The organism is Oceanobacillus damuensis, from assembly GCF_001618145.1.
GTDB classification, from domain to species: Bacteria; Bacillota; Bacilli; order Bacillales; family Amphibacillaceae; genus Oceanobacillus; species Oceanobacillus damuensis.
The window spans coordinates 124,872-145,158 of sequence record NZ_KV392042.1 but is presented as its reverse complement, the minus strand read 5'-3'; the positions used below and the strand labels follow the sequence as shown (position 1 = coordinate 145,158).

Below are 20,287 nucleotides of genomic sequence, written 5' to 3'. Positions count from 1 at the left end.
TCTCCAGCCAATTGATCTTCATAAACCTGATGAACTTCATTTCCACACAGACTCTCCGGCCAATTGATCTTCATAAACCTGATGAACTTCATTTCCACATTGATTCTCCAGCCAATTGATCTTCATAAACCCAATGAACATCTTTTCCACACTGATTCTCCGGCCAAATGATCTTCATAAACCTGATGAACTTCATTTTCACACTGATTCTCCAGCCAATTGATCTTCATAAACCTGATGAACTTCATTTCAACACAGACTCTCCAGCCAATTGATCTTCATAAACCTGATGAACATCTTTTCCACACTGATTCTCCCGCCAATTGATCTTCATAAACCTGATGAACTTCAGTTCAACACAGACTCTCCGGCCAAATGATCTTCATAAACCTGATGAACTTCATTTCCACACTGATTCTCCAGCCAATTGATCTTCATCCAGCTCGATGAACGTCATTTCCCTCCTCTTTCCCCTGCCAATTGATTTTCATAAATCGAATGACCGTCAACTTCTATCAATCCAGCATGATAATAGTTTCAGACGTGACTTTGGTTCGTGTCGTGGAAAGCTTACGCACAGAGCAATCCCGAACGACAGCAGAAGCACATATATCTTCACAGAAACTGTAAAGAATGAAGAACAACAAAAAATAGACAGTAATACTGTCTATTTTTATAAGCGGTTATCTATTGATTTATCAAATCGTCAGGTAAGTCAATGAGACAATTCGGTACGCTTATAATCCTTCTTGAGCACGAATTTCCCGAGTCGGATATACGTGTATTGGAAGATTGGACTTTGGATAAACGTAAAGATGAAGGTAAATGCAAATACCGGACCACCTATTAGAAGGCCGATAACGAGCACAACACTTTCCGTAATAATTCTGACCTTCCCAACCGAGACCCCTGTCTTATTTGCAATGCCCAGCATAAATCCATCTCTCGGCCCTGAACCTACTCCTGCAGCATTATACATCCCGCCGCCAAATCCCATAATGATAATTCCAAGTATCATAAAGAATATATCATATATAGAGCTGGTGGCTGATGGAAGAATCCCCAGCCATAAATACAAATCTACGAATAAGCCTACAAGAAGCGCATTCGCAAAAGTACCTAATCGAATATAGCTTTTGTCAAGAATCAAGGATAAAATAATTAAGATACCGGAAATAATGATATTCCAAGATCCTACAGTAAGACCGACTTGATTAGAAAATGCAACGTTCAATACGTCCCATGGATGAATTCCCAAGTGTTGCATAGTTATCGTCAATGCAATACCATAACTGAATATAATAACCCCTAAAACAAAAAAAGACCATCGAAAGATATAATTCATTTTTCAACAACCCCCTCTTCTATCTGAAGGCATTAAAAAAAACAGGCAAGAACCTGCCTCTTTTCATTAATACCCTGAACCGAAACTTCTAGGAAGGAAAGGAATCCATGACAAGTGCAATGCACAGATAACTAAAAGCAACACGGTTAGTATTTGACCATACAACAATTATAATCTAAAGAATTAAATAGTCAACTTGGGAAATCGAAAACCTTCATTGGCCTTTACGCTGCTTCTTCACCCATTCTTTTGCCAGCAGTATGTAAAATTGCTCCTGTAACTCGGTTAAGTGTTTGGACATGTTACATTACTGTGAAGGCAATATTAACAATAATAAGTTTCATGCTTTCCTATATAACTATTAAAGCCACTCATTTACGAGTGGCTTTTTCCTTCGTTTACATAGATCCTTCAAATACATCCTTGCCTACAATATCCGGGATTTGCAATAACTCAAACACTTCATATACATCTGGCTTTATATTTGTAACAGCAACGTTAATTTCTATCTCTTTTAATGTCTGAACTATTTTCATGAATAATCCCATTCCAGATGAATCCACAAATGGAACATCTTTGAAATTTATAACAACCCGATTTGACTTCAGCAGCAGTGGAAGCAGATCGTTGTCCACAACCTCTGTGCCATCAATATCCAGGTCACCATCTAATATGACTTCTAATCTGTCTTTATTTCCGATCGTCTTGAATGTAAACATACGAAAATGCCTCCTGTTTAATTTATCCGAATATAATTTGCTGATCTTCATTCAATCGAGCATTAATATTATTTCTTGCTGTCTCTAATGTGACTTTCACATTTCCGATTTTAAGGACAGTTCCTGCATATGCCTTATCAATCTGAATACTTTTATCAGCGGGAACTTCGATTATTGTTTTTGTCTCACCATTGGAACCTACCTCATTTATGTGGACGCCCTGCTTTCCAAATACTTCTCCGCCACGAGTAGTCCCGTTGATCTTAACCTGACCACCGGCATGTATCCGTGAATTCACACTACCCTGACCAACAATCACAATATCTCCGCTACTGTACAGGCTGCTATTTAAAGCACTGGAGACAGTGAGATAGGACCCTGGTTCAATAGGAGTCTTGCTTATTTCCCACAATTCGATTGTTTGGTTCAATAGATCTTTAAGTTGATCAACAGATGTGACAGGGTGATTCACCATTAAAAAGGTTTTATTGATAATAGTAGAAACCGTTATCCAATCCTCATCTAAAAATTCTTTATTTTTACTAGCTATATTTACATAGTTTTTTGAAAGGCCTAAGAAATTGCTGAATTTTTTCTCTAATAGAATTCTGATCAGCGGCTGCAAACCTCCTCTTGCGAAGTCGCTCGATTTGAAGGCTGGCGCTCGGCTTAGCTGGTTAATCACCAATATCATATTTTCCAATTGAGAGCTCATCACTTCTAAAATTTGCCCTAATTCCACTATCGTCATATTATTTTTTCCTGCGGTTAAAACCGAACTAGATATATTACCACGGCCAATAATTGAATTGGATGCTGTTACAGTCGAATCGTTGACAGACTTATATATAATCAGATCACTGCCCGATTCAACAATCATATTTTCTTCGACTTCGCCCAAAATCTCGATATCGCCATAAAAACGAATATTACCGGAGGAGATATTTACATTACCCTGATGGACCAATTTAGGCATAATGGACGCCTTCACTAATTGTCCTCTTACTTCGATGGAAGGCCTACCAGGTTCTGTAGCTATAATCTTATTTTCTACCAACAGAGTGCCTTTTCCAATCTTCACCTTCATTGAATAAGCAGGTTTTGATGGAAGAACCTCGTTTGTTACAGTGATTCCTGACTTCCCTGGAACTGGTGGATATATAATACCTAAAACTTCACCCTGCTCAACAGTTGGAATTATTGTACTTTCCCGGAAATTAATTTTTCCGTTTTCGTCTTCAGTCAGAACGTTTTTAATTTCTGTGTCAACCTTAAGATCGATAGAACCGTTTATTCCCGGTTCTGCAAGCTTTCCTGTTGCAACCTCAAATTTGCCGCTTTCCGAACAATTGGTTGCTTTTGCTATTTCGTTCTCATTGATCCCATAAGTTATTCGGAGAGACTCCAATTGGGCCAAAACTTCACTGTTATCAAGCGTATTGCTGACTTCTTTTACCTCTTCAGCGGTCAGTTCAAGGTGATCTGAGGGTGCAACATCCTGGATTTCCCTGGATATCTTATAACCTGGTTCCACTTCTAAGATTGCTTTTATCTTGTGGGCATCCGTGGTTATTTTCCATTTGGTCTCCTCGATATCTTCGTCGAGTTTAATTGCCAGAATGTCTTTCTCAGTCACGACTGTACTTTTCTCTTTGACCGCTTCATTATTTTTAATTAACGTGACACCCTTATTAATGGTCACCATTGGATACTTCAAAGGGGAATCCTTCACATGAATCATCCCATTTGAAATCCAAACCTTGCCCTTCATGTCAACCTTATCAGTTTTTTCCTTTTTTGCTTGTAAACGTGATTGTTCAGCATTATTGTCAACAGTTAAGGTTTCGATCAGGTTTTCAATTGTATCATTTGGATTTTCTGGATTCTTCTGGTCAGTAGAATTCACATGAATCCTATCCTTCAACAGGTTTAATTTCACTACTGCCTTTTTTCCGCCGATCCCAAATAACCCTTTGGTCTCGTTTTGGATAATCTCAATATTTACTTGGTCTTGTCTGACATCCAATATATTTAGTCCAATTTGAATAGCTTCCTGCAAGTTTTTTCCCTTTGAAACAATACTTTGCATTTAGGCTGACCTCCTATCTCCTATGAATTCATAATTGGAGAATTGTAGCTGGCAATACTGGTATTATCCGCTTCAATTTTCAGCAAAACCATTGTTATATCGTCTCTTTGCGGAACGCCATTCACAAAGGCTTCAATTGAATTGACAACTATATCCTCGACTTCAGTTACCTCACAGCTGGAGCTGTCTGCAAGCACATCCATCAACCGTTCGATTCGATACATCTCCCCGTTGCAGTTTTGTGCCTCCACGATTCCATCCGTATAGAAAAAGGCAATATCCCCTTCCGTCATGGTAATCGTTTCTTCGGGATATTCCTGGTTAGGTAAGCCTCCAAGCATAACACCCTTCACTTTTGGAAATTCACGAATATCTTTATTGGCATTAACAATCAGTGGGCTGTTATGCCCCGCATTAGCAAATGTCAATTTTCTCTCCTCTGGATCCCAGTCAGCGCAAAATAGCGTCACAAACGATCCAAGCTTACGGAGGTCATCATACATTGCGTTATTCATCGCAGTGACGGTTTCACCAGGTCCCTGTGTACTTTCGGCAGCACTCCGAAACGCGCCTCTCGTTAGAATCATCAGCATGGCTGCCGGAATTCCTTTACCCATCACATCCCCGATCACAATACGCAGCTTACCATTTGTAAGGGGATAAAAATCATAGTAATCCCCTCCTATCAGACGGGCTGGTATAGACACACCCGAGACACTGCCATTTTCTATTTCTGGCTGCTCCCCGTTTAGAAGTTTCATTTGGATATTCCGGGCAAGCTTGATTTCTCTGACTAACGATTTATTTAGTTCTCCATTGCTAGCTTCATAATATTTTTCCTCATGCTCTTTCATATTATTGTCCCTCACTTTGTAAGGTTTGCATGATTTGAAAAACACCTATCATGTCAAACAGTTCGTTGGTTTCTTCACTCATTCCTTCAAGCTTAACAGCAAATTGTTTATCGTTTGCCTCATGAGCAAGGTTAATAATTGCTCCAATACCTGTTGAATCAATAAACTCTAAGCCTTTGAAGTTAACGATCACCTCTGCCGTTCCCCTTTCCACCGCCCGAATTTCTTTGATAAAAGGATCCATCGTTGAATAATCTACGACTCCACTAACAAATATGGTGCAAGTATTTCCTTCTTTCTTTGTTTCAATATTTATCATATCTTCCATCCGATCATTCCCCCATGTCACTATTATCGTTTAGTTTGAACTGCTCTAGGTTATTAAGTAATTTCTTGGCTATTTCTGATAAAGAGGCAGATTGGCCATGTAAAGACTTTAATAAATCTGATAATGTAATCGTCATTTCAGTTGTTGAAGTTGCTTGGTTTTCCATAAGACTTTGAATTCTGGAGAAGTTTTCATAGACCAAGTGATCCGCTATCTTATTCTCTTCCAGAATCTTCTCAATCTGAGTGATAAGATAAGCTAGTTCTTCAGCAGATTCCCTTGCATCGGTTGTCGCTTCCATTGAGATGGAGTAGATTTTTTCGACAGAGTTGTTTGCTTCAGCCTCCAATAGATAAGCATGGTGCTCTGTTTTAACAGCCTGCTTGTGCATTTCCCCTAGGACACCTTGCATTGTTTCTCCCATCTTGTTCGTACTTTGAGATAATCTGCCAAGTTCCCCACTGCCTTTTATCTTGCTGCGTTCAGTAAAGTCTCCTTTTTCATAGGATTTAATCTGAGCAATAATTTTCGTGATGTGAGTGTAAATTTTGTTAAAGAATCTAGTGGTCGTTAAAAATAAAATGACTAATGAAATGAAGCCAAATGCAATTAGGATGAATGAATAATTTTTAAATGGTGCACTAATTTTCTCATAATCCATCGCCACGTATATAACTCGTCCATCATCAAATGGGGTGAACATCTTATAAACTTTTTCATTCTTGTGTTCATCTATTGTAGTTACCAATTCGGGGCTCTCCACCATGTTGATAAGCACCTGTTCATCGGTTTTCAGCCTATAGTCTCCATACACGAGTTTTTCTTGCGGCGGATACATCGCTTCAGCCAAACTTGGATCTGCAAATACACGTGGATCCAATACCGCAATTTCTAATGCGTTTTTATTCTCGTCCAGCACTTTTTGAATCCAGGTTTCTGGACCAACTTCCTCTGTGAATTGATTAACTTCATTCGCCTCGATAAATGTACTGATTAAATAATCTCTGCCCGGTTCGTAATGATAGGCATATTTAAAAAACTGCAATTCTTCACGCGAACCTGCCTGTGCCGTATACAATACAATCGTATTGTCATTGATGTAGCTTGCCGGCCCGGTGAATTCTGTAACGTTTCCACCTAAAATATTTTCAAACGCTGCATATCCTTCCTCAGATACCCCTTTCAGAGTAAAGCCCAGCTCCTCTGGTTCAGTTGACTTTACTACTGAGATCACGTCGTTTTCATCGTACGCAAAGATGTCAATACCTGCTATATCCATGTCTGTACTTAAATTAGTCAACTGCTCATTCGTGATGCTTTCGGTGCTTGCTGGCAATTGATCGCTAATCAGATTGGTTACCATTTCTAGCTTATAATCAATTTGTTGTTCAATTGCACGTGAGGCAATATCCGTTTCCGCAATACCTTGTTCTACACTTTTGGCAATCATATTTGTCTCACGTTCAACATTTTCCTCCACATGGTTTTGAATGAAAATAAACTGTAAGGCCCCAGATAAGATAGTGATACTGATTAATGTAATAAACATAGTAAATACAAATTGTCGCTGTAAGGTTTTTTTGTTATTCATTTTTTCGGACCATTACTTTCTCAAAAATCCAGTGAATTAAATTGTAATAAAGGCCGATGTATGGATATAAATCATCCGCCTGACCGACAAGACCCTTCTGTTCACTTCGATTTACACCCTGATGATTTATTTCAGCAGCTTCAGCAAACGAATCCACCCGCCTATTAATACTGATCGATGCTTCCTGTACCGCTTCTATATCGGACCGATGTAATCCATTGGACACCGATTGATCCCTTAATCCGTCAAAAATTAGCGTTTTTTGGATAGCTGTCATCCTTTTCACCCTCTTTAATCTCGCTTTTCTCTATCCAGAACTAAAATCAACGTTGATCCTGAAGACGTGGTTTCTAAAACTACCTGTTTAGCCAATTTCATCATTAAAGTAAACCCTTGTCCCAGAGATTCCTTCGTTGAAAATCCAGACATTAGTGTCGTTTTCGGTAAGATGTTCAAAGGAAAACCGGACCCACTATCCTCAACCACAACATGAAAAGCATCTTCAACGTTATAGATCATCATTTTACCGCTTATCGCATGCTTCAATATGTTGGTTATCGCCTCTGAAATAATCAGGTTGTAACTCATTGTCTTGGATGATTTAAATCCAACTTTTTCAAAGGTTTCTTTAGCTAAGTTTCGGGCGATCGGTATATCTTTTCGTTCATGAATTTCCACTTCACATAAAAGCTTTCCTTTTTTATAACGCACCGTGTCGCTTTTATCGATAAGGAGGAATTTTCCTTGTGTAGATGCATATATTACATCCCGATATACTTTCCATACTTTTTCGCTTTCACTGGATGTTACACTTTCCTTATGAACTTCCGTTTGAATTTCATTTAAAATTCGGGATATTGTTTCGTTTGATAAGGAAGAAGCTGCAGCAGAAGTTAAATTCATTTCTTCTTCTATCACTACATGGGCTTGTATCCAATCCACAGCAGAACTCGCCAGCAACATTAGCTCACGAATCTTCTCTTCCTGAATGTCATCCAGCGTCTCAGAAGTAATGGCTAAAAAAAACAATGTTTCTCTTTCTGTTTCACTCAAACCAATGGCAGTCGCGAATTGGGATACTATCCAACCAATTAAAGCCCTATTCTTCACATGTTGATAAGAAGTTAAATGTGCAAGCTTGGGAGCTTGGATAATTTCCTTTTCTTCACTCTGCTTAGGTGGCTCACGAAGTATTTTTGTAAAGAAATGCTTCACTTTATGCCACATCCCCTCTATAGAATACCGCCCGGGGGCTGGATCGTAATTTCATCTACTACGGAGTTTTTAGGCGGCCATAATAGATAGGCAATATATTCTGTAATCGAACCCATAGGAATCATGCTTGCCGTATGTGGTTTTGCATCGAGCTGAAAAATAGATATAGCCTTCTGCTCGTTTTCCAGTTCTGCCTCGCTAATACTTCCTGACCCCAGGACCGATTTTATTCCATGTCCCCTCAGTAAATCTGCAGTGGCCTTTCCGATTCCACTGCTGGCACCAATAATGGCTACAACCTTATCTTTTGAATATGCTAAATTCATTCTTATTCCCCCTTAGCCAAGGTTCAAAATAATCTTTTTCTGTTTCCACAAACCATTTCTATGTAGATTAGGAAGATAGGGGTCAACATGTCGTAAACTACCTTTACAACTGATTCTGAAGTCAGGTTTAGACCTTCGAACTCTTCTGTATCCAAATTTAAATGTTTATGGTCAAAATTTTCACCTATTGCTTGCATCCATACATATGTGCTCTGATTAACCATGCTCTAACACATCTGCCTACATTTTCATCCCCCATTTTCCCAAAATAAAAAAGCCCCTCCAAAAAGAATGGTGGACTTAGATTGTTCAGTGCATATCTTTAATAGATACAATGAACAGCGATGTCGTATCCAACCCTTTTGGCAACCCGGCGATCATAGTCACAAGACCTTAGACCCGTAGCTTTGCGTCCTTACTTTTCAATAAGTTTGCTATTATCATAGGTATAAATAATTATATAAGCAATGGCTATTCTTTCCTATTTTGTCACAACCCTGCTCTACTAGTTAATAGGACCCTACTATTGAATCGAATTTCCCTTGTCAAAAACCATCGTGGTAATATAGCAGGAAATTGTAAGATACAACTGAACAGCCATTTTAATCGATAACATTATAAAGTAACAAATAATTATTCAGTCTGATTTTTAAATTTAGAACTGACATATAACTTATTTAATATATCGGTTAATTTTTTATAAAAGTTTAGAGTGATTTTTTTAACCAGTACATTTTATAGGAATAAAAAATAATTGGAAACTGCAGTCTTAAAGGTACAGTGATTTTATCCGATAATAGATATAAAAGAGTCTATCAATCGATCAGGAAAATATATTGGAGTTGAAAATCATGAAAGATCACAGCAGGAGGCAGGGTAAGCCATCCAATAGCCAGGATGCAGTAACATCAACTAATAAACCAATCGTTTTTGTTGCAGCCTTTATTACCGGATACATAGCAGGCAAGCTTAAGTCAAAAGAAGAAAACATACTGGGCAGCTTAAATAATAATGATTTTACGTTTTGGACAAGAGATGTAAGAACGGGGAAAGTAACCGTTTCAGAGGGAAACGCCCAAATATATGGAGTTTCAAGAAAGGATTTTGAACGTAACCCAAATATTTTCTTTGACTCCATTCATCCGGATGATGTGTCCATATTGCTGGATGCGATGGAAGAACAGAAGGCTGCCAAAAAGACAACAGTAGTATACCGGATCATCCGTTTGGATGGCAGTATTCGCTGGGTGGAGGACCGTGGAACACCAATTTTCAATAAAAAAGGGGAAATGATCAAAGTCAAAGGAGTTATTTTTGATATTACCAGCCAAAAGAAGGCCGAGGAAAAAATAAACGAGCTGGCTTTTCAAGATGCCTTAACAGGACTTCCCAACAGAAATTGGTTTCAGGATCACCTGCTTGCAACGATAAAAAGAAAATCGCCTGTTGCCGTGATGTTCATTGACTTTGATAACTTTAAACGGGTCAATGATACTTTAGGCCATCGGGCGGGAGATCATTTATTAATACAAATCGCCAAAAGATTACGGGCCTGCATCAGAAAAAAAGATATTGTTTCACGACAAAGTGGAGATGAATTTCTGGTGCTGGTCCATTCGGATAATGTAAGTGAAATTGAAGAAACTGCCAAATATATCATTCAAGAAATGAATCACCCCTATACGGTGGACGGAACGGAAATTCTATCCACTCCAAGTATTGGAATAAGTTTATTTCCTCAAAGTGCGGATAATGCAGAATCATTAATTGAAATGGCTGATTTTGCAATGTACCTAGCCAAAAAAAGTGGGAAAAACACATATCAGTTTTACAATGAGGAGCTAAATCGGCAAATGAAGCGAAAGGTGCTTTTGGAAACAAGACTGCATAAGGCTATTTCACAAGGAGAGCTGGAGGTTTATTATCAGCCGCAAATCGACCTTTCTACCGGCTGCTTAGCAGGGGCAGAAGCATTATTACGCTGGGAGTGTGACATGGGGAAAATCCCGCCTGATGAATTTATAGCCATTGCCGAAGATACTGGATCCATCATCCAAATAGGTGAATGGGTAATCCGAGAGGCGTGCCGCCACTACAAGCGTTTTAAGGATCATGGACTTGCAGGCTTCCCGATTTCAGTAAACATATCAACCAAACAGCTCATGCACCAAAATATTGTGGAACGTATTAAAGCCATACTCGTTGAGGAGGATACGGATCCCCGCTCACTGACTCTTGAAATTACAGAATCAGCCCTTCTATTTTATGAAGATGCAAAAAACAACCTCATGGAGCTGCGTAAACTTGGCGTAGGCATATCCTTAGATGATTTTGGTGTCGGATATTCTTCCTTAAGCATGATTAAAAATATCGACATCGATGAGCTAAAGATTGATAAATCCTTCCTCAATGACGCCTTGGATAACAAAAGAGTACGTGCCTTATTGGAGACCATTGTATTAATCGGGAAGAAAATAGAGGCAAAAGTCGTTATCGAGGGTATCGAAACAGCAGAGGAAATGGAATTCCTGATGAAGCTCGGTGTTTATGGACAAGGCTATTTCTATAGCAAACCTTTGCCAATTGATGATTTTGAAAAATGGTATCACACATTCTATCGCTAAGAAAGAGCTTCTGGCTTTATATTTTTCCAATTAAATATAAGCTATGGTGCCTCCCATTAGATGAGTTTTAGAGGATTGCAATAAAAAAACCTCAATTAAAAAGCTTGGTTGGCAAAAAGCCTTGACACCTTAAGTTGCACTTATGCATGCTTTCCCAATTGGTAAAAAAAGCCCCCTGAACTACCATAAATCAGTAATTCAGGAGGCTTTATTTTCATAATGGTAAGAGCATGTTTACATTAGCCAAGTACTAGTTTCTGTAGTCTATTAATTCCCTGCTAAGAACAATCCCAACTGAGCCAGCAACGCACTTCCGACATACGTACCTGTGAAAACGAAGATAGCAACAATTGCAATTTTCCAGGATGTTTTTCTCAAATCTACCAAACGATTTGCTACAGATATTCCTGCAAATGTCAGAATTGGAGTTGTGATCGATAGAAAGTCTACCGCTGAAACAGCTTGAACGAAAAAGTCAGAAGCCAGACAGAATACAAGTGACGTAAGCGAGACCCAGCCAAGGATCGGAAAATCACGTATGAATTTGACCCGAACATGCTGCATCAAATCGGAAACGAATATCCCAATCATCGAGAAAGCCCATAAAGTCACAAGTCCGTATAATGTCATGGCAGTGACCGGTGTGGATTCCGGGTTTTTCAGTAATTTAATTTCCTGCGTAAATAAAATCAATCCAATGCTTAATAGCAGAACAAGACCATATTTGACGTATTTATTCATTCCAGTTGCCATTACTCTTCACCCCTAACCATCAATTTGTACATAAATTGCTGCAGTGGTGCTGCAAGGAACACCATGGTGAATGTACCAAGGAAACTCGTCAGCAGCTGGCTGGCAGAAGCATATGCCAAAATCGTACTTTCCATATCGGGAACAGTTGCTACAAGTGTCGCTGAAGCTGCACTCATCATACTTCCAGACCCAACGCCTGATGCCATTGCAAGTGCCTCTACTTGAATTCCTAAATCCATCAATATTGGTGCAAACACACTGAAGAAGATGGCACCGAACAATGTGCCGATAATATAGATGGATAGAACCCCTCTACCCTCTTTGGATTCCAGGGTATATTTTTCAGAAATATAAGCAAGCTCCCCTTCTCGGCCAATACCAAGGGTTGCACCAATTGCCTCACGGCGAAGCCCCAGCATGATCGCAATTGGAAGCCCGATTAAAACGGTTCCGAGATTACCTAGCTCCTGAATGATGAACACCCAGCCGATGGACAGGATTTCACGGATATGCGGTGCCACATCCGCTCCGTATCTTGCCATTAGAGGAAGCATAATGAAAATCAGATACTTACTGGAGAAATTGATATTCCCCTCGCTATATACCTTTTTCCAAAACCCTTTGCGAAAGATCTTCAATCCAAGAACCATCGTAATGATGATGGCAAATACAAGTGGCAACAGACCAATCGTAAATCCTCCAATCGGAAGCATTTGAAAACCAATCATTTCAGCCACAAATATCACAATTAATGCAAATGCAATTAAATAAAGCAAATTCCCTTTCATCGTATGTCCCCCTAAGTTGTCATCTAGCTGACAATGTCAGCAATCAAATCTGTATATTCCTTATATGTTCTCTTATATAATTTCGACCGATCAATTTTTCCGTTCATTTCCTTCAAAACCTCGGACAGAAACCTAGGGAAAATCTCGTAAATAAACTCTGGATCGACATCGATAAAATCATCTCCATGAATTGTACCGGTAAAACCACTGTATCCTATTTGTATGCATGGCATCATAAAGGAAAGGTCTCCGATATCGCCAGCTGCACTAATCGCATCCCCATCATCAAGCACGGCAATTTCATCGGTATTTTCAAATGTTTTTTGTACAAACTCGGAAAGATAGCGGTCCTGGAGAAATGGCAGGTATCCCATCTGAGTTGAAATATCGACCTCCCCCTGCAATGCCAGAGCACTTCCTTTCGCAGCATCATCCAGTTTGGTTGCTGTTTCCTTCAAATAGTTGACTGTCTTCGTGCGCAAATCTGTTCCAACCGTAATATGATTAGGTATCACATTCGTAGACATATCTGAATTCATGACAATCGGATTGACCCGTACCATTTCGGAATCTTTCATTTGCTGTCTTGCCAGTCCTACTGCAACATTGAATAATGTGGACATGTTGTATGCATTCTTAGAAGAAAATGGATCGAAACCAGCATGTGTAGCTTTCCCCTTAAACTTGTACTTCTTATACATAAAACCAGCTAAATCACTATTGGTATTAATTGTTCTTTCCTCAAACTCTCCACCGATCGCATGTACACAAAGGGCAGCATCGATATCGTCAAACACACCAAGCTTCATCGCTTCCGGCTTTCCGCCATAATGTGTGATTGTATTTTCCTTTATCAGGCTTTCACGGTAATCCAAATCCAGATATTCCTCTGCCGGAACGAAGATAAAGCTTAATTTATAGTCAAAGTCCTTGTATGCTTCCGTTTTTAGTAAGTGCGTATACAAGGCAAGAGCAATAGCGACTTGCGTGTAATGCCCACAGTTATGTGCCGCACCTGTTTCTTTATCTGCATGCATATGACTTGGTGCATATACAGCATCAAGCTCGGCAATAAACGCGAGATGCAAATCCTTTTTGTCATTTCCTCCAAGGGTAGTCCTGAAGCCAGTTAAGCTGAAATCTTCTATCTCCAGGTTTGCGTTTACTTTTTTCAGATAGTTGATGACAGTCTGTTTTGTTTTCGTTTCTTTATATCCCAATTCCGGATGATAATAAATTTCCTCCGCAATTTGTCTGATCTCTTCGTATTGTTGTTTGAATGTCAAAAGGATGTTCCTCCTTCTAGGTTGCATGAAAGATTTGGTGTTTCGGTTTTAGAACAGTATAAATACTATCACATTGATATATTGTTCGTCAATACCGTACCTTATATTATGCAAATAGATTAATGTACGGATTTTAATATTTGCAAAGAAATAGCTATTATTCTAGATTGCTCTTTTTTCTAGCTAAGTAGTCTAGTTTTCTTGATGAAGTAATACATCCCCAAAATAATCCAATAAAACCAGCAAAATTTCTATTTTTCCAACAATTATATGGAATCCTTTTTTAATTTGTGATATTCTTATAAAAATCTAATTAAACTGGCAAATCAGGTAGTAAGCAAAAGCCTGTGCTTTTTTAATTTCTTTTTTAACATATTTCATTAGAAAACTTGGCATGCGCCATGCCTTTTCGGCGAATGCCTTAGTTGCACTTATGCAAGTAAGAAAGTTTATACTTTCTTACTTGCAAACTATAGGGGGAATGCAAGATGAGAAAAAGAGTTATTTTTGCACTTATTTCAGTACTATTTTTAGCATTTATGTTAGTAGCTTGTGGACAGGAGTCATCAAATGATTCATCAGGCACAGGAGACTCAGATGCAGAACAAGCATCCGTTGAGATTGGCATGCTGAAATTGACGAGCTCTGCGCCGCTATTTATTGCTATTGAAAAAGGCTTTTTTGAAGAGGAAGGTATTGATGCAGAGGTCAGTTGGTTTGAAGCTGCACAGCCTATCGCCGTAGCAACAGCTGGTGGGGATGTGAATGTTGGTGCAACTGGGATTACAGCAAGTCTGTACAATATGGTTGCGGGTGGAGAAGAACTCGTTATTGTTGCGGATAAAGGTAGAGAACAGCAAGGCTATTCCTCCTCCGCATTACTAGTACATAGTGACTCAGACATCGAAAGTGTTGAAGATTTAAAGGATAAGAAGATTGGGATTACCCAAACCGGTTCAACCTTTCATTATATGGCTGGCAGATTATTGGAGGAACATGGGCTAACCTCGGCTGATGTCGAGCTTGTACCTGTAAACAGTATCCCTGGTCTAATGGAAACCTTGCAAAGCAAGCAAGTCGATGCTGTTTTATTAAACGAACCGAATATTACGAGGGTAATGGATGAAGGGTATGGCAAGGTAATTAAACAAGTAGGCGATGTGATCGACTATCAAACCTCCGGGATATTTTTCTCTAAATCCTTTGCTGAAGATACAGACACAGCGACTAAATTCTTAAAAGCATATGCGAAAGCAACACAATACTATTATGATGCTGTCCTCACAAAGGAAAATGGTGAGATTGTACCAGGGGAAAACTATGATGAGGTTATCGGGATTATTGCGGAGTACACTGACCAAGAACCAGCTATTATCGAACGTGGTCTACCATACATGGATCGCGATGGTCAGCTGCTTGCTTCGGATATCCAAACCCAAATCGATTGGTACGCAAAGGAAGAACTCATCGAAGCACCGATTGATGCAGGGGAAATTGTGAATACAGATCTTCTCGACCAAGCACTAAAAGAATTGGAGTAGTGAACAGCTATGAGCATCGTCATCGAGGATGTCGGAAAAATATTTATTGATTCGAAAAAGAAGGAAGTAACGGCATTAAAAAATATAAATTTCACCATTCAAGAAGAGGAATTTGTTGTCCTTGTTGGTCCTAGTGGATGCGGCAAATCAACCTTACTGAACATTGTAGGAGGGCTAATGTCCCCAACGAGCGGCAGTGTTTATTTTGAGGAAATCGAAGAAAACCCGAATTTAGGGATTGTTTTTCAAGAAATTGCTCTCTTCCCATGGCGCACGGTTTTTGAAAATGTCGTCTATGGTTTGCAGGAAAAAGGTGCCTCCAAGAAAGAACAACAGGAAATTGGTAATCACTATATTGATATGGTTGGGCTGAGTGATTTTAAGAATGCGTATCCGAAACAACTATCGGGTGGTATGAAGCAGCGGGCTGGCATTGCTAGAGCGCTGGCAGTAGAACCGGATTTATTATTGATGGACGAGCCTTTCTCCGCTTTGGATGCCCAGACCCGGACTCTCATGCAAGAGGAGCTGCTTACCATTTGGAATCGCACAAAATTAAGCACGCTTTATGTGACGCATAACATTGAAGAAGCGGTTTATTTAGCCGATCGTGTCATTGTATTATCAAGACACCCAGGTCAAATCAAACAGATTATTAACATTGATTTACCGAAAACAGGCAGAAATGATGAAAAGTACCGCCTACAATCAAGCAAGTATGCAGATGAGATTTGGCAGCTGATTCGGCATGATGCTGAAGAAGCACTAAAGGAGTGATCAGAAATGGAAAAACAAAAACAAGTCATTACGAATCGCGTTGCCTTTCTTGATAAAAAAGTTCCATTCTACACTTCCTTTTTAGGTATAGCCGGTATCCTGATTTTATGGGAAATCATATCTCGGATTGGAATCGTTTCCCCATTATTCCTGCCTGCCCCGTCTAACATTATTATCACGGGGTGGGAAATGTTTGTAAGTGGAGAGATATATGGGAACCTGACTGCGAGTCTCTATCGAATTGTTCTTGGCTATGCTATCGGAGCTACTTTCGGTATATTAATCGGATTGATTCTAGGATTTTTCAAAGTGGCAGATGCAATCGGAACACCGATCGTTTACTCTATTTACCCGATCCCGAAAATCGCTTTACTACCTTTATTTATCCTCTGGTTAGGAATTGGGGAATTATCAAAGGTAACCATTATTGCATTGGGGGTTTTCTTCCCAGTCGTTATTAATACCTTTTCCGGAGTAAAAAGCGTTGATCCGATGCTTATAAAGGCTGCGGTAACCTTTGGATCGAATCGGATTAATGTGATTCGTAAGGTAATTCTACCTGGCTCCCTGCCAATGATATTTGCTGGTTTAAAGCTTGCCGCAGGGACATCATTACTTTTACTTGTGTCAGCTGAAATGATTGCTGCTCAAGAAGGTATTGGTTCCATGGTGCTGCACTATGGAAATTTAATGATTACGTCGAAGCTGATGGTCGGAGTACTTATCCTGTCCCTCCTTGGTTTAATCTTTAATAGGGGCCTAAGGTGGTTGGAGAACAAGCTGATACCTTGGAAAGAATAACAAAACAAAAAGGATTAGCTGATGTTATAGAAACATCAGCTAATCCTTTTTGATTTTCAAGCCTAATATTTAATATCAAACGATTTAAACTGCGGATCTCCTGCTAAGGTTGTTACATCCATCCCCTGGACTTCAGCAAAACGCGATGGCCCTTTTTTAATCACATCCAAAAATAGCGATAGATTTTCTTCGTCGCCAAAAGCCTCCATAAGTACGCTGCCGTCATCCTCGTTTTTCACCCAACCGGTAATGTTATATTCGACTGCTGTATGTTGCGTAAAATAGCGAAAGCCAACGCCTTGTACATGACCACTTACGTTAACTCTTACGTATTCCATGCAGATCACCTCTGCCCCTATATTATCACAAAGGAATTCTAGAATAAATTTTCCTATTCTTCTTAGCAGAATAATGCAACACCATAGATTAACAACATACTCGCGACCCTTTCAGTTAGAAAACCTGGCATACGCCAAGATTTTGGGCGGGTACCTTAGTAACACTTATGCAAGTAAGGAAGTTTATGCTTTCTTACTTGCATAAAAAGACCAGCACTTTGATTTAAGTGCTAGCCTTTAGGTCCATGGGGACAGGTTCCTAGATTGTACAAATCATCCACATCCTTTTTTCGGGACTCTGACTTCCGAACAAGGGGAAAGGCATCTTCAAGCACCTTGACCATCATTTGAAACAGTTTGGAGTATAACCAATTTTTCTAATATGTAATATTACTATAAACACATTTTCAATCTAAAACTAATCTGCCAAATAGCACAATAAAAGGCGACTGCTCTTATTGTGCTATCGCACCCAATTAGTTGAAGGGTGAAAATACTCTTTAGAAAAAGCGATTAGTCTTTGTCGTTATCCTCTTGATTTTCAGAATTCTTGTCTGGCTTCCCCATAAAATATAAGAAACCTGCCGATGATAAAATAACTAACATAGTATAAACAATCCCCATTGGTATCCCCCCTATTGATTAGCTACTTACCCAACTATTCTGCCACTGCCAGTTAGAACAAGATAGGCTTTCAAATCGACGATTACCTTATTGTGTTAAAGCACCATAGTTAAACAGGCAATCTCTCTTAATAAAATAAAAAGAGAATTAGACATTTTTCAATCTAAATCCTCTTTTTTTAAGTTCCTGGGTACAATTTTAACTTCCCAAAATCAATGATGAAATTATATGATTTTAAAACATCTAATCCAATTAGTGCAGGGTGTTCTTTTGGTAACATTCCTACATCCACTTCAAAACTCTCTATTATAAATGCATCGATTTTTAAACTATCCATTACTTTTGTATAGAAAGGAACACTTCCTCCGATTCCATAGGCTTCATAAATCGTATCGACGTTCTCATAGTTAACCCCAATACTTTCTAATATGTCTGGTGAAATAACGGTATGGGATGATCCTGTATCCACTATAACGCCGCCTATTTTAAGAGACTTACCTCGATAAGTTACGATGAAAGAAGTAGTAATAAGCTGTCCATCATAAAGGAGGTTCATTAGATTTTTCTCACTTTCATCAAAGGGTCTCTACGAATATGGATGATAAAATCCTTATTGGCTGTGTGATAAACTATTGTACCTTCTTCCGCATTAAAAAACGCTTCATTTGCATCTTCATCTTTAATTGGACGGATTGGCGCAACTTCGTCAACAACTTTCTTGTCACCTTCATAATGGTAATCCAGTATAGAAACTAAAAGAAATTGATTAGGGAATAAATCTCTTGCTTCTTGCCATTTCATTTAAATCCCTCCCTTTTCTATAATTATATATGGATAGTATAAAATAGTCATATACTACAAGCTGAATAATACTATTTCCCATTAATAGGTCCATGGGACAAGGAACCTAGCCCCCCGGTGCTTTTGCCATAGTCGCGACATTTCTCGTATAAATCAATAATCCTTACACCCAATTGGGATTAATATTTCAAACTAAAGGGTAATATAAAATGGGAATAAAATTTTACTTGGAGGGAATGAACATGGCATTCGATAGGGTTGTAGTAATTACCGGCTCAGCACAGGGTTTAGGTAAAGGTATTGCAGAAAAATTAGGCGGACAAGGATACAAAGTTGTATTAAGCGATATTAATGAAGAAGTTTTAAATGAAACGTTAGAAGAATTTAAAGCTAAAGATTATGAAGTAAGTGCTGTAGTAGCAGATGTAACGAAGCAAGAAGACCATGAATCCCTGGTAAAACATGCTGTGGAAAAGTTCGGTAAATTAGATGTATATATCAACAACGCGGGTGTTGAAGGTGAAGTTGAACAAATTGAAAAGATCGCTCCTAAAAACGTTGATTTTGTATTAGATGTAAATGTTAAAGGTGTATTATTTGGTATTCAAGCTGCTGCAAAGCAATTAAAAGATCAAGGTCACGGCGGCACAATCATCAACGCCGCAAGTATTGCAGGTCACGAAGGCTTTGACTTCTTAGCGACGTATAGTGCCTCTAAATTTGCGGTTCGCGGTTTAACACAAGTTGCTTCTAAAGAGTTAGCAAAAGATAAGATTACCGTTAATGCATATTGTCCTGGGATTGCAGCAACAGGTATGTGGGATCGTTTAGATGAGAAATTTATGGATGTATTAGGTACTAAAAAAGGTGAAGCATTAGAACAATTCGCTTCTTCGATTTCATTAGGTCGTACACAAGAGCCAGAAGATGTTGCTAACTTAGTTTCATTTTTAGCTTCTGAGGATGCAAATTACATTACTGGGCAGGCAATCTTAACTGATGGTGGTATGGTCTACAGATAATCAATGATTTTTTTTAAAAGGTAAAATTACTATATACTTAATAGACCCCAATTTGAGCATTCCTCTGGTTGGGGTCTATTAAGATTAAAAGGTTCGTTTTCATTGTTATTAACACTTCCTCACTCTCCCAACAACTGATTATTAAATTTACCTTAGGTCCATGGGGACAGGTTATCGTCCCGTAGTTAACCTAAAAACTAATCGGGACTACAAACTGTCCCCTCGGTCCTATTGAATGAATCATTTTCTAGAACCCATCCTTATTTCATATAAAATTTACTCCCAAATCTTATTCCAATTGCGCATCAGTTTGTTGCAGAAGAAATCAATATTTGAATGAAGGATTCTCTCTTATATTCAAAAAGATTTCATCTAAATCCTTTCAAATTAATTCACTAATTCTAAACATCTTATTTAATTGTTTAATTAGTGTTTTACACCTAAAAACAGAACCTGTTAGTCCTA

At 38.8% G+C, this 20,287-nt stretch carries 21 protein-coding genes, 1 pseudogene and 1 riboswitch; of the genes and pseudogenes, 6 read left to right on the top strand and 16 right to left on the bottom strand.

Going from position 1 to position 20,287, the window contains the following annotated elements:
- Positions 1 to 715 precede the first annotated feature (715 nt).
- The 10 genes from A4245_RS00670 to A4245_RS00625 form a co-directional block, all read right to left on the bottom strand.
- Positions 716 to 1,345: a YczE/YyaS/YitT family protein gene (locus A4245_RS00670; RefSeq protein ID WP_067724676.1), complete on the bottom strand. Its 630-nt coding sequence runs from the start codon at positions 1,343 to 1,345 to the stop codon at positions 716 to 718.
- A gap of 398 nt (positions 1,346 to 1,743) precedes the next feature.
- Positions 1,744 to 2,064, bottom strand: coding sequence for an STAS domain-containing protein (locus A4245_RS00665; protein ID WP_067724674.1), 321 nt, complete (start codon positions 2,062 to 2,064; stop codon positions 1,744 to 1,746).
- A gap of 22 nt (positions 2,065 to 2,086) precedes the next feature.
- Complete coding sequence (locus A4245_RS00660; protein WP_067724670.1) at positions 2,087 to 4,153, bottom strand: FapA family protein; 2,067 nt, start codon at positions 4,151 to 4,153, stop codon at positions 2,087 to 2,089.
- A 20-nt stretch (positions 4,154 to 4,173) separates the two neighbouring features.
- Positions 4,174 to 5,007, bottom strand: coding sequence for a PP2C family protein-serine/threonine phosphatase (locus A4245_RS00655; RefSeq protein ID WP_067724668.1), 834 nt, complete (start codon positions 5,005 to 5,007; stop codon positions 4,174 to 4,176).
- A 1-nt stretch (position 5,008) separates the two neighbouring features.
- Positions 5,009 to 5,335, bottom strand: coding sequence for an STAS domain-containing protein (locus A4245_RS00650; RefSeq protein ID WP_067724666.1), 327 nt, complete (start codon positions 5,333 to 5,335; stop codon positions 5,009 to 5,011).
- 4 nt (positions 5,336 to 5,339) lie between these two features.
- Positions 5,340 to 6,926, bottom strand: a complete 1,587-nt coding sequence (locus tag A4245_RS00645) for a methyl-accepting chemotaxis protein (RefSeq protein WP_067724664.1) — start codon at positions 6,924 to 6,926, stop codon at positions 5,340 to 5,342.
- Complete coding sequence (locus tag A4245_RS00640) at positions 6,919 to 7,203, bottom strand: hypothetical protein (protein WP_067724662.1); 285 nt, start codon at positions 7,201 to 7,203, stop codon at positions 6,919 to 6,921. Before A4245_RS00640 ends, A4245_RS00645 begins: the two co-directional genes overlap by 8 nt.
- A 14-nt stretch (positions 7,204 to 7,217) precedes the next feature.
- On the bottom strand, positions 7,218 to 8,141 hold the full coding sequence (locus A4245_RS00635; RefSeq protein ID WP_067724660.1) for an ATP-binding protein: 924 nt from the start codon (positions 8,139 to 8,141) through the stop codon (positions 7,218 to 7,220).
- Between the two features lie 17 nt (positions 8,142 to 8,158).
- Positions 8,159 to 8,467 carry a hypothetical protein gene (locus tag A4245_RS20270; protein ID WP_067724658.1) on the bottom strand — a complete coding sequence of 103 codons (309 nt, stop codon included), beginning with the start codon at positions 8,465 to 8,467 and terminating at the stop codon, positions 8,159 to 8,161.
- Between the two features lie 23 nt (positions 8,468 to 8,490).
- Entirely contained in the window at positions 8,491 to 8,664 is a 174-nt protein-coding gene (locus tag A4245_RS00625) for a 6-carboxytetrahydropterin synthase (RefSeq protein ID WP_234402324.1), read from the bottom strand.
- Positions 8,665 to 8,828: 164 nt separating this feature from the next.
- A riboswitch (cyclic di-GMP riboswitch) is annotated at positions 8,829 to 8,913 on the bottom strand.
- Between the two features lie 405 nt (positions 8,914 to 9,318).
- Here A4245_RS00625 and A4245_RS00620 point away from each other — a divergent pair.
- Entirely contained in the window at positions 9,319 to 11,091 is a 1,773-nt protein-coding gene (locus A4245_RS00620; RefSeq protein ID WP_067724654.1) for a putative bifunctional diguanylate cyclase/phosphodiesterase, read from the top strand.
- 267 nt (positions 11,092 to 11,358) lie between these two features.
- Here A4245_RS00620 and A4245_RS00615 read toward each other — a convergent pair whose 3' ends face one another.
- Genes A4245_RS00615 through A4245_RS00605 form a run of 3 tightly spaced genes read right to left on the bottom strand, consistent with a single transcriptional unit; the run spans position 11,359 to position 13,918 of the window.
- Positions 11,359 to 11,844 carry a hypothetical protein gene (locus A4245_RS00615; protein WP_067724652.1) on the bottom strand — a complete coding sequence of 162 codons (486 nt, stop codon included), beginning with the start codon at positions 11,842 to 11,844 and terminating at the stop codon, positions 11,359 to 11,361.
- On the bottom strand, positions 11,844 to 12,632 hold the full coding sequence (locus tag A4245_RS00610) for a DUF3100 domain-containing protein (protein ID WP_067724650.1): 789 nt from the start codon (positions 12,630 to 12,632) through the stop codon (positions 11,844 to 11,846). The genes A4245_RS00615 and A4245_RS00610 overlap by 1 nt, the downstream gene beginning before the upstream one ends.
- A 23-nt stretch (positions 12,633 to 12,655) precedes the next feature.
- Positions 12,656 to 13,918, bottom strand: a complete 1,263-nt coding sequence (locus tag A4245_RS00605) for a M20/M25/M40 family metallo-hydrolase (RefSeq protein ID WP_067724648.1) — start codon at positions 13,916 to 13,918, stop codon at positions 12,656 to 12,658.
- Between the two features lie 488 nt (positions 13,919 to 14,406).
- Between A4245_RS00605 and A4245_RS00600 the strand changes: the two genes are divergently transcribed.
- From A4245_RS00600 to A4245_RS00590, 3 genes are read left to right on the top strand one after another with little or no spacing between them, the layout of a single operon-like run.
- A complete protein-coding gene (locus A4245_RS00600) occupies positions 14,407 to 15,459 on the top strand; it encodes an ABC transporter substrate-binding protein (protein WP_067724646.1) in 1,053 nt (350 codons plus the stop codon).
- 9 nt (positions 15,460 to 15,468) lie between these two features.
- Entirely contained in the window at positions 15,469 to 16,236 is a 768-nt protein-coding gene (locus A4245_RS00595) for an ABC transporter ATP-binding protein (protein WP_067724644.1), read from the top strand.
- A gap of 6 nt (positions 16,237 to 16,242) precedes the next feature.
- Entirely contained in the window at positions 16,243 to 17,037 is a 795-nt protein-coding gene (locus tag A4245_RS00590; RefSeq protein ID WP_067724642.1) for an ABC transporter permease, read from the top strand.
- 62 nt (positions 17,038 to 17,099) lie between these two features.
- Here the strand turns inward: A4245_RS00590 and A4245_RS00585 are convergent, their stop codons facing one another.
- Entirely contained in the window at positions 17,100 to 17,375 is a 276-nt protein-coding gene (locus A4245_RS00585) for an acylphosphatase (RefSeq protein ID WP_067724640.1), read from the bottom strand.
- A gap of 265 nt (positions 17,376 to 17,640) precedes the next feature.
- On the opposite strand from A4245_RS00585, the pseudogene A4245_RS21010 reads away from it, so the two are divergent.
- Positions 17,641 to 17,743: pseudogene (locus tag A4245_RS21010) on the top strand (DUF1569 domain-containing protein); the annotation flags it as partial.
- A gap of 434 nt (positions 17,744 to 18,177) precedes the next feature.
- Here the strand turns inward: A4245_RS21010 and A4245_RS00580 are convergent.
- Both A4245_RS00580 and A4245_RS00575 read right to left on the bottom strand, forming a co-directional pair.
- Positions 18,178 to 18,468 carry a retropepsin-like aspartic protease gene (locus tag A4245_RS00580; protein ID WP_234402317.1) on the bottom strand — a complete coding sequence of 97 codons (291 nt, stop codon included), beginning with the start codon at positions 18,466 to 18,468 and terminating at the stop codon, positions 18,178 to 18,180.
- Positions 18,469 to 18,554: 86 nt separating this feature from the next.
- Complete coding sequence (locus A4245_RS00575) at positions 18,555 to 18,800, bottom strand: hypothetical protein (protein ID WP_067724636.1); 246 nt, start codon at positions 18,798 to 18,800, stop codon at positions 18,555 to 18,557.
- Positions 18,801 to 19,042: 242 nt separating this feature from the next.
- Between A4245_RS00575 and A4245_RS00570 the strand changes: the two genes are divergently transcribed.
- Positions 19,043 to 19,822, top strand: a complete 780-nt coding sequence (locus tag A4245_RS00570; protein WP_067724634.1) for an acetoin reductase — start codon at positions 19,043 to 19,045, stop codon at positions 19,820 to 19,822.
- The last annotated feature ends 465 nt before the right edge of the window (positions 19,823 to 20,287 follow it).

What these genes read in the sequence shown, in the direction of transcription:
- A4245_RS00600 (WP_067724646.1), top strand. Translation starts at nt 14,407, where the DNA reads ATGAGAAAAAGAGTTATTTTTGCACTTATTTCAGTACTATTTTTAGCA.
- A4245_RS00575 (WP_067724636.1), bottom strand. Translation starts at nt 18,800, where the DNA reads ATGAAATGGCAAGAAGCAAGAGATTTATTCCCTAATCAATTTCTTTTA.
- A4245_RS00655 (WP_067724668.1), bottom strand. Translation starts at nt 5,007, where the DNA reads ATGAAAGAGCATGAGGAAAAATATTATGAAGCTAGCAATGGAGAACTA.
- A4245_RS00650 (WP_067724666.1), bottom strand. Translation starts at nt 5,335, where the DNA reads ATGGAAGATATGATAAATATTGAAACAAAGAAAGAAGGAAATACTTGC.
- A4245_RS00665 (WP_067724674.1), bottom strand. Translation starts at nt 2,064, where the DNA reads ATGTTTACATTCAAGACGATCGGAAATAAAGACAGATTAGAAGTCATA.
- A4245_RS00640 (WP_067724662.1), bottom strand. Translation starts at nt 7,203, where the DNA reads ATGACAGCTATCCAAAAAACGCTAATTTTTGACGGATTAAGGGATCAA.
- A4245_RS00670 (WP_067724676.1), bottom strand. Translation starts at nt 1,345, where the DNA reads ATGAATTATATCTTTCGATGGTCTTTTTTTGTTTTAGGGGTTATTATA.
- A4245_RS00660 (WP_067724670.1), bottom strand. Translation starts at nt 4,153, where the DNA reads ATGCAAAGTATTGTTTCAAAGGGAAAAAACTTGCAGGAAGCTATTCAA.
- A4245_RS00585 (WP_067724640.1), bottom strand. Translation starts at nt 17,375, where the DNA reads ATGGAATACGTAAGAGTTAACGTAAGTGGTCATGTACAAGGCGTTGGC.
- A4245_RS00620 (WP_067724654.1), top strand. Translation starts at nt 9,319, where the DNA reads ATGAAAGATCACAGCAGGAGGCAGGGTAAGCCATCCAATAGCCAGGAT.
- A4245_RS00590 (WP_067724642.1), top strand. Translation starts at nt 16,243, where the DNA reads ATGGAAAAACAAAAACAAGTCATTACGAATCGCGTTGCCTTTCTTGAT.
- A4245_RS00615 (WP_067724652.1), bottom strand. Translation starts at nt 11,844, where the DNA reads ATGGCAACTGGAATGAATAAATACGTCAAATATGGTCTTGTTCTGCTA.
- A4245_RS20270 (WP_067724658.1), bottom strand. Translation starts at nt 8,467, where the DNA reads ATGAATTTAGCATATTCAAAAGATAAGGTTGTAGCCATTATTGGTGCC.
- A4245_RS00595 (WP_067724644.1), top strand. Translation starts at nt 15,469, where the DNA reads ATGAGCATCGTCATCGAGGATGTCGGAAAAATATTTATTGATTCGAAA.
- A4245_RS00645 (WP_067724664.1), bottom strand. Translation starts at nt 6,926, where the DNA reads ATGAATAACAAAAAAACCTTACAGCGACAATTTGTATTTACTATGTTT.
- A4245_RS00570 (WP_067724634.1), top strand. Translation starts at nt 19,043, where the DNA reads ATGGCATTCGATAGGGTTGTAGTAATTACCGGCTCAGCACAGGGTTTA.
- A4245_RS00610 (WP_067724650.1), bottom strand. Translation starts at nt 12,632, where the DNA reads ATGAAAGGGAATTTGCTTTATTTAATTGCATTTGCATTAATTGTGATA.
- A4245_RS00625 (WP_234402324.1), bottom strand. Translation starts at nt 8,664, where the DNA reads ATGCAAGCAATAGGTGAAAATTTTGACCATAAACATTTAAATTTGGAT.